The organism is Streptomyces sp. NRRL F-5122 (assembly GCF_001507435.1).
Taxonomy (GTDB): Bacteria; Actinomycetota; Actinomycetes; order Streptomycetales; family Streptomycetaceae; genus Streptomyces; species Streptomyces lannensis.
Map to the genome: position 1 here is coordinate 206,535 of NZ_LMWH01000228.1, position 12,325 is coordinate 218,859.

Genomic DNA, 12,325 nt, shown 5'->3' on the forward strand with positions numbered 1-12,325 from the left:
CGCTTTCGGCGCGGCACCGCGGGGTCAGGCACCGCCGGACAGCAGGCCCAGCACCCGGCGGGCCGTGGCCTCGTCCCTGGCCGCGGTGAAGGGCAGGGCGTTGCCGCCGGTGATGCGGAACGGCTCGCCCGCGAGGGTGAGGTGGGCACCGCCCGCCTCCTCGACCAGCAGAAGGCCGGCCGCGTGGTCCCAGGCCGCTTCCCAGGAGAAGGCGGTCGCGTCCAGCAGGCCCTGCGCGATCTGGAGGTACTCCAGTCCGGCGGAACCGCACGACCGCGGACGGATCCCCTCGGTCTGCAGGCCGAGAAGTGCGCGCTTCTGGTCGTCCGTCGTGTAGTACGGGTGTGAGGTGGCGACCTCGAGATCGCGGTCGGGCGCCGGGGAGCCGGAGTGCAGGCGCACTCCGTCGAGGAAGGCGCCCTTGCCCCTGACGGCCGTGGCCAGCCGGTCGTGGACCGGTGCGTATGTCCACGAGGCATACAGGACGCCGCCCTGGGCGAGCGCGACCAGCGTGCAGAAGCCGGGGTCGCCGTGGACGAACTGCCGGGTGCCGTCGACGGGGTCGACGATCCAGACGGGGGCGTCGCCGCGCACGGCGTCGTAGGTCGCCGGGTTGGCGTGGACGGCCTCCTCGCCCACCACCACCGAACCGGGCAGCAGCTTGACGAGCGCCTCGGTGAGGTAGGCCTCGGCCTTGCGGTCGGCGTCCGTGACCAGGTCGTGGGGGCCGCTCTTCTCGTCGATCTCGTGTTCGGCGAGCCGGCGGAAGCGGGGCATGATCTCGGCGGCGGCGGCCTGGCGCACGGCCTCGGCCACCTCGGATGAGCGGTGAGTCAGAAACTCGTCGATGGTTTCGATGTCGTCGATCATGTCTCCATGAGAGCACGCATGACTGACAATCCGACCCCACACGGTGCACTCCGGGTGGATTCGGCGTGAATACGGGGCTTCGGGCGCCCTTCCGGCCGAGCCGGGCCGGAGCGGCCGTCACCGTCCGACCGCGTACCCCTGCATCCCGCGCGGATTCGCCGCCGCGGACAGCACACCCGTCCGCGGGTCCCGGGCGACCGCGCACAGCCGCCCCTCCGACCAGGCCTCACCGACCGTGACGTCGTGACCGCGCCGGCGCAGTTCCTCGACCACCTTGGGATCCGTACGGGACTCCACGGTGACGCTGCCGGGGCGCATGCCGCGCGGGAAGAAGGAGCCGGGGAAGCTGTCGTTGTGCCAGTTCGGGGCGTCGATGGCGCCCTGGAGGTCGAGGCCGCCGCGGATCGCGGGCCGCAGGGCCGCCGCCAGGAAGAAGTGCAGCTGCCACTGGTCCTGCTGGTCGCCGCCGGGGGTGCCGAACGCGAGTACCGGCACCCCGTCGCGCAGCGCGATCGAGGGGGTGAGGGTGGTGCGGGGGCGCCGGCCCGGGGTGAGGGAGTTCGGCAGCCCTTCGTCGAGCCAGGTCATCTGGAGCCGGGTGCCGAGCGGGAAGCCCAGCTCGGGCACGACCGGGTTGGACTGGAGCCAGCCGCCGCTGGGCGTGGCGGCGACCATGTTGCCCCAGCGGTCGACGACGTCCAGATGGCAGGTGTCGCCACGGGTGGTCCCGTCGGCGGCGACGTCCGGTTCCCCGGGCACCGGGGAGGTGGGGCTCTTGGCGACCGTCGGCTCACCGACTCCCATGGGATCGAATCCGGGCTCGTCGGCGGCCACCGCGCTGGCGCGCACGCTCAGCCGCGGAGGACGCCCGCCGGGCGCGCCCGGGCGCAGTTCGTACGACGCCTTGCCGTCGACGAGGGCGCGCCGCTCGGCGTTGTACGTGTCCGAGAGCAGGTCGTCGAGCGGCACCTCGGCCGCGTCGCCGTACCAGGCCTCACGGTCGGCCATGGCGAGCTTGCAGCCCTCGATCAGCAGATGGACGTACTCCGCGGAGCCGTAGGCCGGCAGCTCGGGCGGGAGCAGGGCGAGCTGCTGGAGCAGGACCGGGCCCTGGCTCCAGGGGCCCGCCTTGCAGACGGTCCAGCCGTTCCAGTCGTAGGTGGCCGGGGTCTCGTAGCCGGCGGACCAGCCGGCGAGGTCGGCGGCCGTCAGGGTCCCGCTGTGGCGTTCGCCGCTGGTGTCCATGGTGGGCCGCGCCGACTGGCACACCAGCGCTTCGGCGATGAACCCCGACCGCCACACCTGTCGTGCCGCCTCGATCTGCGCCTCCCGGTCACCTGCCCCGGACACCTCCGTGAGCAGCCGCTTCCAGGTCGCGGCCAGGGCCGGATTGCGCAGCAGCTCACCGGCGACCGGCGCCTTGCCGTTCGGCAGATACACCTCGGCCGACGAGGTCCACTCCGTCTCGAACAGCCGGCGCACGCTCTCGACGGTCTCGCCGACCCGGTTCACGGGCGCGTGCCCGTGCTCGGCGTACCCGATGGCGTACTTCAGGATGTCCGCGAGGCTCTTCGTCCCGTGATCGCGCAGCAGCAGCATCCATGCGTCGAAGGCGCCCGGAACGGCCGCCGCGAGAGGTCCCGTGCCGGGCACGAGTTCCAGACCGAGTCCCTGGTAGTGGGCGATGGTGGCTCCCGCGGGGGCGACGCCCTGCCCGCACAGGACCCGGACCTCGCCGCCGGCCGGGGCGAGGAGGATCGGCACCTCACCTGCGGGTCCGTTCAGGTGCGGCTCCACCACGTGCAGGACGAACGCCCCGGCGACGGCCGCGTCGAAGGCGTTGCCGCCGTCCTCCAGCACGGCCATCGCCGACTGCGAGGCCAGCCAGTGGGTGGAGGACACCATGCCGAAGGTGCCTTGAAGCGTGGGCCGGGTGGTGAACTGCATCTCTCACCTCGCTGAGTGCACGGGAACCGTCCTGGCGATCGGTCGGGAGGCCGCGGCAGGGACATGCGTTCGCTTGATCACCGAGCAGGCTATCGACCGCGCCACGCTCCGTCTGCCCCGCCGTCGGCCCGGAACCCGTGCCACCGCATCATGAAGCTGTCCATTTTATAGCGCTATGTCCGCTTGGCCGTCGATGGTGCGGGTATTCGGACAACATGAACCAGATGCACGGGAGGAGCGGGGCGGGCGGCACTTGGGACCACCGCTACGGGGCACCCGGCGCCGCGCCGTCATGGAGGCCCAGGGTCGAGCCGGGCGGCGTTCCGCCGGGCGAGACGCCGCCGGGCGAGAGCAGCGTAGAGGAGGCCGTTCCGCAGCAGGAGTACATGAGGAGCCGGGGCTGGGCCGCGGCGCCGCTGACCGTGATCATGATCCTCGTGGTCCTGGTGGCCGGGTTCTTCCTGGCCTACGCGATCGCGCTGATGGTGTGAGCGCCGGTGTCGCCGCGACCGGCGGCTCCGCGCGCGGGCCTCACGTCTCGCGCGCCCTGACCAGACCCGACTCATAGGCGAAGACGACGAGCTGGGCGCGGTCCCTTGCGCCCAGTTTGGTCATCGCCCGGCTGATGTGCGTCTTGGCCGTGAACGGGCTGATGACCATGTGGGCGGCGATCTCCTCGTTGGTCAGGCCGCGGGCCGCCAGCGCCGTCACCTCGCGTTCGCGGCGGGTCAGACACTCCAGGCCCGGGGCGGTGGAGCGGTCCGGCGGCCGCGAGACGAACTCGCCGATGAGGGTGCGCGTGACCGACGGCGACAGCAGGGCGTCACCGCGTGCCACCACCTCAAGGCCCTGGAGCAGGTCCTCCGGTTCGGTGTCCTTCAGCAGGAAGCCGCTCGCACCGGCCCGCAGCGCCTCGAAGACGTATTCGTCCAGGCCGTAGTTGGTCAGGATGACCACGCGGACGGAGGCGAGCACGGGATCCGCCGCGATCAGGCGGGTCGCCTCGATGCCCGTCATCACCGGCATCTGCACGTCGATCAGTGCGATGTCGGGTACCGCGGCACGCACCAGCGCGAGGCCCTGCTCACCGTCGGCCGCCTCGCCGACCACCTCGATCCCCTCCTCGGCGTCCAGCAGCGCCCGGAAGCCGGCCCGCATCAGCGCCTGGTCGTCGACGAGCGCCACGGTGATCATCCCGGTCCTCCGCTCGGCAGCCGCGCCAGCACCGAGAAGCCGCCCTGCGCGCGCGGCGCGGCGTGCAGGGTGCCGCCGAGTGCCGTGACGCGCTCCCGCATACCGGTGAGGCCGGTTCCGGGCACCGGCGGACGGGCCGGGTCGGCGGTGCCGTCGTCGTCCACCCGTACCGTCAACTCCCGCTCGCCGTAGTCGAGTCCCACGCTCACCCGCGCGGCTCCCGCGTGCCGCACGGCGTTGGTGAGTGCCTCCTGGACGATGCGGTACACGGCGCGGTCCACCGCCACGCTCAGGGGCCGCGCCTCTCCGGTCACCGTGAGCTCGGCGGCCAGGCCCGCCGCACACGCCCGCTCCACGAGCAGGGCGGGCGAGCCGGCCCGTTCGTCGGAACGCAACACCTCGAGGGTGGAGCGCAGTTCACGCATCGCCTCGCCGCTCGCCTCCTGGATGGCCAGCAGAGCGGGCGGCACCTCCTCGCCCCGTTTGCGGGCGAGATGGGCCGCGACTCCCGCCTGGAGCTTGACGATCGAGATGCTGTGGGTGAGGGAGTCGTGCAACTCCCGGGCGATCCGCAGGCGTTCCTCACCGGCACGGCGCCGCGCGGCCTCCTCCCGGGTGCGCTCGGCCTCCAGTGCGCGCTGTTCGGTCTGCCGCAGATAGGCCTGCCAGTTGCGGTCGGCCAGACCCGTGACGACCGCGCAGAGGAACCAGCCCGCGAGCAGCGCGGTCCGCTCCACCACGTCCTGGGTGGCGGGCCCCGTCGCCACGTACGCGGCGAGGAACACACCGCTCGCCACCGCCGCGAGGCCGCGGTGACCCGCACGGGCCGCGGTGTGCACGGCGCCCAGGACCGGAAGGGCGGCGAGCGGCCCCGGGTGGGCGTGCAGCACATAGGCCGACCCGGTCGACGTCGCCACGGCCAGCACCGCGAGCGGCGCCTCGCGGTAGCACGCCAGGGCGGCCGAGCCCAGCGCGATCAGTGCGTAGTCGGCGGCCGTGGTGTCCGCGCGGAAGGCGGCCGCGGTCACGACGAGAGCGCCGACCACGACCGCCAGGGCCGCGTCGGCGAGGCGCCTGCGTGTCACCGGGTGCCCGCCCATGCCCGCACAGTAGACCGCGCCGACGGCCCGGGCGTCCGCCCTGCGGACGGCTCCGCCGCTACTCCCGGTGCAGTAGTGCCCCGGACGACCGGGCCGGGCGTCCCACCCACGGTTGCCTTCGACCGTACGACGACCGCGGGCACCTCGGGGGCGCAGGCTGCTGCCCATGTCCACACCCTTCCGCTACACCGAACCCACGCCGCCCAGGTCGGCCACCGGACGCGTCGCCGAGGTCTACGAGCAGATCTCCCGGGACTTCGGCATCGAACGCCCACCCACCTTCGTGGTCCTCTCCTCCGCGCCCGAGATCCTCGTCCCGGCCTGGGCGCTGCTGCGCGAGTCGCTGATCGCGGGCGCCGGCAGCCGCACCGGCAAGGAACTGGCCGCTCTCGGAGTCTCGCTCGCCAACAAGTGCCCGTTCTGCGTGGACGCGCACACCATGCTGCTGCACGCCACGGGCGACCACGCGCTCGCCGAGCGACTGGCGCGCGGGGAGCGGCCGAAGCACGAGGAGCACGCGCGTGTGCTCGACTGGGGGCGGGCGACCCGCGTCCCGGGCACCGATCCGATGCCGTACCCGTTCCCCCGGGAGCACGCCCCCGCCTACCTGGGCACCGCGCTCGCCTTCCACTTCATCAACCGGATCGTCTCCGCGCTGCTGACCGAACAGCTTCTGCCGTGGAACGCCCAGCGGCTGCGGGCGGTGCGGAGCGTCGCCGGGCGCGCGGTCGGCAGGACCGTGCGCAGGCGGGCCGTGCCCGGCGCGGCGTTGTCCCTGCTGGACGATCCCGGGCCGGCTCCGGCCTGGACGGCCGGTGCCTGTGTCGGCCCCGCCTACGCGGCACTGCGCTCGGCCGCCGGGGGGTCGCACCGGGCGCAGGGCGGGGACGCCGACCTCCTCGACGCCGAGGACCGGGACCTCGTGCGGGAGGCCCTGCGGACCTGGGACGGATCGCACCCGCCGCTCGCCCTGGACGGGGTGCCGGACCGCCGGGAGCGGCCCGCGGCGCGCCTCGCGATCCTGGCGGCCCTCGCGCCGTACCGCATCACGGACGAGGACGTCGCCGCCTGGCGGCGGCCGGAGCACACCGACCGCTGTCTTGTCCACGTCGTCGCCTACGGGGCCTTCGCCGCCGTCGACCGGATCGAGAGCGCACTGCCCCTGCCGGCGACGGGGGAAGCGGCGCACGCATAAAGGGCACACCGTGGCAAGGGGCCCCAGGAACTCACAGCCCGTCAACAGCCAACGCTGTCACCGCACGAGCACGGAGCGAGTTCGCCCTTCCGCACCACAGTCAGTCATGTGACACTGGCGTCCCGTCCGCAGTGTGGACCCCACTCCGCACCGTCCCCACGAGAGCGCCCGTGCAGTCTCTTCCTCTGCCGCTCGCCCTGACCGCGCGCCTGCTGCCGGTCGCCGTGCTCGCCTCGGCGGGCTGGGCCCTGTCGTCCGGGCCCCTGGCGGCCGCCCCGGCCACCGACCAGAAGTCCGCGCAGGGGGGTCAGAGCACGCACGACACCCAGAGCAGCGGGAGCGGCGACGCCTCCGCGCCCGCGACGGAGGCCGCCGCCAAGACGTACACGTCTGCGCCCACGCCGTGCGGCGGTGTGTCCGTCAAGACGATCCAGTCGCTGGTCCCGGGCGCCAAGACGGCCGGGAAGGAGATCCCTTCGACGGACAAGTCCATCAGACGCACCTGCTCCTGGAACGCGCTCAAGGGCTACGACTACCGCTGGCTCGATGTGTCCTTCGAGATCACGGACTCGCAGGAGCAGGCGAAGAAGTCCTACACCCAGCGCACCACCGAGAAGAGCGGTGGCGGGGCGGTCCCCGGTCTCGGGGACGCCGCCTACTCGGTGGTCAACCTCACCACCGAGGACAAGCAGCAGACCCGCGAGGGTGTGGTGCTGGTCCGTATGGCCAACGCGCTGGTGTCCATCACGTACAACGGCAGCGACTTCGAGTCGAAGAAGGCGCCCAGCACGGACGAGATCAACAAGGGCGCCATCAAGGCCGCGAAGGACGCGGTGGCCGCGCTGCAGGGCGGTCAGAAGCAGGGCTGACCGCCCTCCGCGCGTCGGCCCTGCGTGTCAGGCCTCGGCCCGCTCCCGGCCACGCAGCAGCATCAGCAGCAGGTACAGCGTCATCGAGGTGCCAAGGCCCACCGCCCAGCCGTAGTCGGCGAGGGGCGACAGGGCCGGGATCGGACGGCCGTCGACCAGCGGATGGAAGTCCGCGCCGCCGATGGCCAGCACGCCGCCGACCACGAAGGCGACGACGGCCCGCCAGTTCCAGCCGCCGCTGTACCAGTACCGGCCACCCCGTCGGTAGAGATCGGCGAGGTCGAGGGAGCCGCGGCGCAGGATCCAGTAGTCGGCGATGAGAATGCCCGCCACCGTGCCGAGCAGGCCCCCGACGAGACCGAGCCAGGTGAAGATGTAGCCCTGCGGATCGGAGTACAGCTTCCAGGGGAAGATCAGCACGGCGAGCACGGAGGTGACGAGGGCACCGGTGCGGAAACTGATCTTCCGGGGGGCGACGTTGGAGAAGTCGAACGCGGGCGAGACGAGGTTCGCCGCGATGTTCACCGAAAGGGTCGCCACCAGCACGGTCACCAGCGCGTAGAGCAGACCGACCACGTTGTCCGTCTTGGCGGCCAGTTGCACCGGGTCCCAGACCGGCTGGCCGTACACCGCCTGCGAACCCGAGGTGACCAGCACCGACAGGAACGCGAACAGCGTCATCGTGGTCGGCAGGCCGAGCGCCTGGCCCCACGTCTGGGCCTTCTGGCTCTTGCCGTAGCGCGTGAAGTCCGGGATGTTCAGCGACAGTGTGGACCAGAAGCCGATCATGCCCATGAGCGAGGGCCAGAACAGTTTCCAGAAGTCGCCGCCCCAGCCGAGCTTGGAGGGCTGGTCGAAGAGCGGGCCGAGGCCGCCCGCCTTGTTGCTCATCCACACCAGCATCACGAGGGCGCCGACGAGCACGAAGGGCGCCGCCCAGTTCTCGAAGCGGCGGATGGTCTCCATGCCCCGGTAGATGATGGCGACCTGGATCACCCAGAAGATCGCGAACGACAGCCACATGGTCCAGGCGTAGCCGCCGACCTTCGAGGCGTTGGCCCAGCTGTCGCCGATGAGCTTCCCGGCGAGGAAGTAGATCGCCTCGCCGCCGATCCAGGTCTGGATGCCGAACCAGCCGCAGGCGACCAACGCCCGTACCACGGCCGGCAGGTTGGCGCCGCGCACCCCGAAGGAGGAGCGGGCGAAGACCGGGAAGGGGATGCCGTACTTGGGTCCCGCATGGCCGGTGAGCAGCATGGGGATCAGCACGATCACATTGGCCAGGGCGATGGTGAACACCGCCTGTTTCCAGTCCATGCCGACGGCCATCAGACCGGAAGCCAGGGTCCAGGAGGCCGTGTTGTGGGCCATGCCGACCCACAGCGCGGAGAAGTTGTACGTGTTCCACGTCCGTCTGCCGACGGGGACCGGCAGCAGGTCCTCGTTGGCGTACGGACCGCTCGGCGGCGGGGAGCCCGGAGCGAACTCCACACGCCCGTCGGCGAGGGTGACTTGATCGGACATCGGTGGGGCCGGAGGAACGGTGTCGGTCATGGGCAGGCCAATCGTGAGTCGGGACGGGAAAGGCCGTGCGGGCGGCGGCGCCGATGGGGGGTGCGCCCCGGAACCACGGGGAACGGAGCGCCCTGGGCCCCCTTCCCGGGGAGCGGGAAGGGGGCGAGCGGAGAGGAACGAACGGAGGGGAGCCTGCTCCCTCAAGCGTTGACGGCCGGGATGACCCGGCTGCCGTAGGCGTCGATGACGGCTTCCTGGGCGTCGTGCATGTCGTACAGGGCGAACTGGTCGACGCCCAGCTCTCGCAGTGCCGTCAGCTTCTCGACGTGACGCTCGGCGGGGCCGATGACACAGAACCGGTCGACGATCTCGTCGGGCACGAACTGGGTGTCGGGATTGCCGCTGCGCCCGTGGTGGGCGTAGTCGTAGCCCTCACGGGCCTTGATGTACGCGGTGAGTTCATCGGGTACGGCACCCGAGTGCTCGCCGTACTTGGCGACGAGATCGGCGACGTGGTTGCCGACCATGCCGCCGAACCAGCGGCACTGCTCACGGGCGTGGGCGAGCGCCTTCGGCGAGTCGTCCTCGGTGACGTATGCCGGGGCGGCGACGCAGATCTTGACCTCGGACGGGTCGCGCCCGGCGGCCGAGGCCGCGTCCTTCACCGTCTTGACCATGTACTCGGTCAGATACAGGTCCGCGAGCTGGAGGATGAAACCGTCCGCCTCCTCGCCGGCCATCTTCAGGGCCTTGGGACCGTACGCGGCCATCCAGACCGGGAGTTCGGCGCCCGGCTTGATCCAGGGGAACCTGATCACCGTGCCGCCGAGATCGGCCTCCTCGCCACGGCCCAGCGCCCGGATCACCTTCATGGCCTCGCTGATACGGGCCAGCGTGTTCGGCTTTCGGCCCGCGACGCGCATCGCCGAGTCGCCGCGTCCGATGCCGCAGATCGTGCGGTTGCCGAACATGTCGTTGAGCGTGGCGAACGTGGAGGCGGTGACCTCCCAGGTACGCGTGCCGGGGTTCGTCACCATCGGCCCGACCGTCAGCTTCCGGGTGTTCGCCAGGATCTGGCTGTAGATGACGAACGGTTCCTGCCACAGCACGGCCGAGTCGAAGGTCCAGCCGTGGCGGAACCCGTTGCGCTCGGCGCGCTTCATGAGGCTGACGACTCTCGAGGCCGGCGGATCGGTCTGCAGGACGAGTCCGAAGTCCATGTGCGCCACTCCTAGTTGAGGTACTGACAGGTGGAGCGGGGGGTGTAGACGCCGTGTCCGGCACGCCCGGTGAACTCCCGCTCGGTGATGACGGGTTCGCCACGCGAGAGGACGGTCTCGACCCGGCCGGTCGTGCGCCTGCCCTCGTACGCCGAGTAGTCGACGTTCATGTGGTGCGTCTCGGCGGACATGATCTGTTCGGCGTGCGGGTCGTAGATGACGACGTCCGCATCCGCGCCCGGGGCGAGGGTGCCCTTCTTCGGGTACAGGCCGAACATCCGCGCCGGGGTGGCACAGGCGATCTCGATCCAGCGGCGGCGGGAGATGTGCCCGTCGACGACGGCCTGGTGGAGCAGGTCCATGCGGTTCTCGACGCCCGGCATTCCGTTGGGGATCTTGGAGAAGTCGCCCCGGCCCAGCTCCTTCTGGCCCACGAAGCAGAAGGGGCAGTGATCGGTGGAGACCACCTGGAGGTCGTTGGTGCGCAGCCCCTTCCACAGGGCCGCCTGGTGCTCCTTGGGCCGCAGCGGGGTCGAGCACACGTACTTCGCGCCCTCGAAGTCCGGCTCGGCCAGGTTGTCCGTGGACAGGAAGAGGTACTGGGGGCAGGTCTCGCCGAAGACGTCGAGCCCTTCGTCGCGTGCCCGGATCAGCTCGGCGACGGCCTCCTGCGCCGATACGTGCACGATGTACAGCGGCGCGCCCGCGACTTGGGCGAGCCTGATGGCGCGGTGGGTCGCCTCGGCCTCCAGGAGGGCCTTGCGGACCTCGCCGTGGTAGCGGGGGTCGGTCTCGCCGCGGGCGAGCGCCTGCTCGACCAGCACGTCGATCGCGATGCCGTTCTCGGCGTGCATCATGATCAGGCCGCCGTTCTCGGCGGAGCGCTGCATGGCACGCAGGATCTGGCCGTCGTCGCTGTAGAAGACGCCCGGGTAGGCCATGAACTGCTTGAAGGAGGTGACACCCTCCTCGACCAGCAGGTCCATCTCCTTGAGCGTCTCCTGGTTCACATCGGAGACGATCATGTGGAACCCGTAGTCGACGGCGCAGTTGCCCTCCGCCTTGGCGTGCCAGGCGTCCAGGCCCTCGCGCAGCGAGTGGCCCACGCTCTGCACGGCGAAGTCGATGATCGTGGTCGTCCCGCCCCAGGCGGCCGCCCGGGTGCCGGTCTCGAAGGTGTCGGAGGCGAAGGTGCCGCCGAACGGCAGCTCCATGTGGGTGTGGGCGTCGACGCCGCCCGGGATCACGTACTTGCCGGTGGCGTCGATGGTCCGCTCGGCCGTGAATGCCTCGGCGGCCGGGGTGCCGGTCGCGGCGAGGGCGGCGATGCGGCCCTCCTCGATCAGGACGTCGGCGTGCATCTCGTCGGACGCGGTGATGACGAGGCCACCGCGGATGACGGTACGGCTGCTCATGCTCCCTGTGCTCCCTTACCTGCGTGGACGCTCCGCTGGGATGCGGTCGGTTTCTGCGGGTTGTCTGTGGCTGGTCGCGCGCACGCGGCGGAGCCGCATGGTGGTGCGGCCCCGCGCCCCCGGCAGGGGCGCGGGAGTCCCCTCCGTCACGGAGCGATCAGCGGCCCGTACGCCCCCGGCGCCCGGTCCCGGTAGAACTGCCAGCGGTCGCGTACCTCCCGCAGCTTCGCCAGATCGAGGTCGCGGACGACGAGTTCGCTCTCCTTGTCGCTCGCCACCTCGCCGACGAACTGCGCCTCGGGGTCCACGAAGTACGAGGTCCCGTAGAAGTCGTTGTCGCCGAGCTCCTCGACGCCCACCCGGTTGATCGCGCCCACGAAGTACTCGTTGGCCACGGCCGCCGCCGGCTGCTCCAGCTGCCACAGATAGCCGGACAGGCCGCGCGAGGTCGCCGACGGATTGAACACGACCTCGGCGCCCGCGAGCCCCAGCGCCCGCCAGCCCTCCGGGAAGTGGCGGTCGTAGCAGATGTACACGCCGACCTTGCCGACCTTGGTGTCGAAGATCGGCCAGCCCGAGTTGCCGGGCCGGAAGTAGAACTTCTCCCAGAAGCCCTTCACCTGCGGGATGTGGGTCTTGCGGTACTTGCCGAGGTACGAGCCGTCGGCGTCGATCACCGCGGCGGTGTTGTAGAGGACCCCGGGCTGCTCCTCCTCGTACATGGGCAGGACCAGCACGATGCCCAGTTCCTTCGCCAGCGCCTGGAAGCGCCTGACGATCGGGCCGTCCGGAATCCGCTCGGCGTAGGCGTAGAACGCCGGGTCCTGGACCTGGCAGAAGTACGGCCCGTAGAACAGCTCCTGGAAACACAGCACCTGAGCACCCTGCGCCGCCGCGTCGCGCGCCGCCTGCTCGTGGACCTGGATCATCGATTCCTTGTCGCCCGTCCAGGCGGTCTGGAAGAGGGCGGCACGGATCACTCTGCTCATCGGGACCTCCG

11 protein-coding genes are annotated in these 12,325 nt (G+C 71.2%); 3 read left to right on the forward strand and 8 right to left on the reverse strand.

What is annotated here, in order from left to right:
- Window positions 1–24 precede the first annotated feature (24 nt).
- Window positions 25–870 (reverse strand): inositol monophosphatase family protein, encoded by an 846-nt coding sequence (locus tag ADL25_RS21865; RefSeq protein WP_059129447.1) that lies wholly within the window; start codon window positions 868–870, stop codon window positions 25–27.
- 117 nt (window positions 871–987) lie between these two features.
- Window positions 988–2,817, reverse strand: a complete 1,830-nt coding sequence (locus ADL25_RS21870; protein WP_059129448.1) for a gamma-glutamyltransferase family protein — start codon at window positions 2,815–2,817, stop codon at window positions 988–990.
- A gap of 215 nt (window positions 2,818–3,032) precedes the next feature.
- Here ADL25_RS21870 and ADL25_RS21875 point away from each other — a divergent pair, with 215 nt between their 5' ends.
- On the forward strand, window positions 3,033–3,308 hold the full coding sequence (locus ADL25_RS21875) for a DUF6480 family protein (RefSeq protein ID WP_374202935.1): 276 nt from the start codon (window positions 3,033–3,035) through the stop codon (window positions 3,306–3,308).
- A 40-nt stretch (window positions 3,309–3,348) separates the two neighbouring features.
- On the opposite strand, the gene ADL25_RS21880 is transcribed toward ADL25_RS21875, so the two are convergent.
- The gene (locus tag ADL25_RS21880; RefSeq protein ID WP_059129450.1) at window positions 3,349–4,011 is read right to left on the reverse strand and encodes a response regulator; all 663 of its coding nucleotides are present in this window, start codon (window positions 4,009–4,011) and stop codon (window positions 3,349–3,351) included.
- Window positions 4,008–5,111, reverse strand: coding sequence for a sensor histidine kinase (locus ADL25_RS21885; RefSeq protein WP_059129451.1), 1,104 nt, complete (start codon window positions 5,109–5,111; stop codon window positions 4,008–4,010). The genes ADL25_RS21880 and ADL25_RS21885 overlap by 4 nt, the downstream gene beginning before the upstream one ends.
- A 166-nt stretch (window positions 5,112–5,277) precedes the next feature.
- On the opposite strand from ADL25_RS21885, the gene ADL25_RS21890 reads away from it, so the two are divergent.
- Window positions 5,278–6,306, forward strand: a complete 1,029-nt coding sequence (locus ADL25_RS21890) for a carboxymuconolactone decarboxylase family protein (protein WP_059129452.1) — start codon at window positions 5,278–5,280, stop codon at window positions 6,304–6,306.
- A gap of 170 nt (window positions 6,307–6,476) precedes the next feature.
- A complete protein-coding gene (locus ADL25_RS21895) occupies window positions 6,477–7,175 on the forward strand; it encodes a hypothetical protein (RefSeq protein ID WP_059129453.1) in 699 nt (232 codons plus the stop codon).
- A gap of 27 nt (window positions 7,176–7,202) precedes the next feature.
- On the opposite strand, the gene ADL25_RS21900 is transcribed toward ADL25_RS21895, so the two are convergent.
- The 4 genes from ADL25_RS21900 to ADL25_RS21915 all read right to left on the reverse strand — a co-directional run bounded on the left by ADL25_RS21900 (window position 7,203) and on the right by ADL25_RS21915 (window position 12,314).
- Window positions 7,203–8,729: an NCS1 family nucleobase:cation symporter-1 gene (locus ADL25_RS21900; protein WP_059129454.1), complete on the reverse strand. Its 1,527-nt coding sequence runs from the start codon at window positions 8,727–8,729 to the stop codon at window positions 7,203–7,205.
- Between the two features lie 161 nt (window positions 8,730–8,890).
- Window positions 8,891–9,910 carry a TIGR03842 family LLM class F420-dependent oxidoreductase gene (locus ADL25_RS21905; RefSeq protein WP_059129455.1) on the reverse strand — a complete coding sequence of 340 codons (1,020 nt, stop codon included), beginning with the start codon at window positions 9,908–9,910 and terminating at the stop codon, window positions 8,891–8,893.
- An 11-nt stretch (window positions 9,911–9,921) separates the two neighbouring features.
- Entirely contained in the window at window positions 9,922–11,325 is a 1,404-nt protein-coding gene (gene hydA, locus ADL25_RS21910; protein ID WP_059129456.1) for a dihydropyrimidinase, read from the reverse strand.
- A 146-nt stretch (window positions 11,326–11,471) separates the two neighbouring features.
- Entirely contained in the window at window positions 11,472–12,314 is an 843-nt protein-coding gene (locus tag ADL25_RS21915) for a nitrilase-related carbon-nitrogen hydrolase (protein ID WP_059129457.1), read from the reverse strand.
- Window positions 12,315–12,325 lie beyond the last annotated feature (11 nt).

Bases quoted from the DNA above. Each gene is read 5' to 3' on its own strand.
- ADL25_RS21865 (WP_059129447.1), bottom strand. From the start codon at position 870: ATGATCGACGACATCGAAACCATCGACGAGTTTCTGACTCACCGCTCA.
- ADL25_RS21870 (WP_059129448.1), bottom strand. From the start codon at position 2,817: ATGCAGTTCACCACCCGGCCCACGCTTCAAGGCACCTTCGGCATGGTG.
- ADL25_RS21875 (WP_374202935.1), top strand. From the start codon at position 3,033: ATGAACCAGATGCACGGGAGGAGCGGGGCGGGCGGCACTTGGGACCAC.
- ADL25_RS21880 (WP_059129450.1), bottom strand. From the start codon at position 4,011: ATGATCACCGTGGCGCTCGTCGACGACCAGGCGCTGATGCGGGCCGGC.
- ADL25_RS21885 (WP_059129451.1), bottom strand. From the start codon at position 5,111: ATGGGCGGGCACCCGGTGACACGCAGGCGCCTCGCCGACGCGGCCCTG.
- ADL25_RS21890 (WP_059129452.1), top strand. From the start codon at position 5,278: ATGTCCACACCCTTCCGCTACACCGAACCCACGCCGCCCAGGTCGGCC.
- ADL25_RS21900 (WP_059129454.1), bottom strand. From the start codon at position 8,729: ATGACCGACACCGTTCCTCCGGCCCCACCGATGTCCGATCAAGTCACC.
- ADL25_RS21905 (WP_059129455.1), bottom strand. From the start codon at position 9,910: ATGGACTTCGGACTCGTCCTGCAGACCGATCCGCCGGCCTCGAGAGTC.
- hydA (WP_059129456.1), bottom strand. From the start codon at position 11,325: ATGAGCAGCCGTACCGTCATCCGCGGTGGCCTCGTCATCACCGCGTCC.
- ADL25_RS21915 (WP_059129457.1), bottom strand. From the start codon at position 12,314: ATGAGCAGAGTGATCCGTGCCGCCCTCTTCCAGACCGCCTGGACGGGC.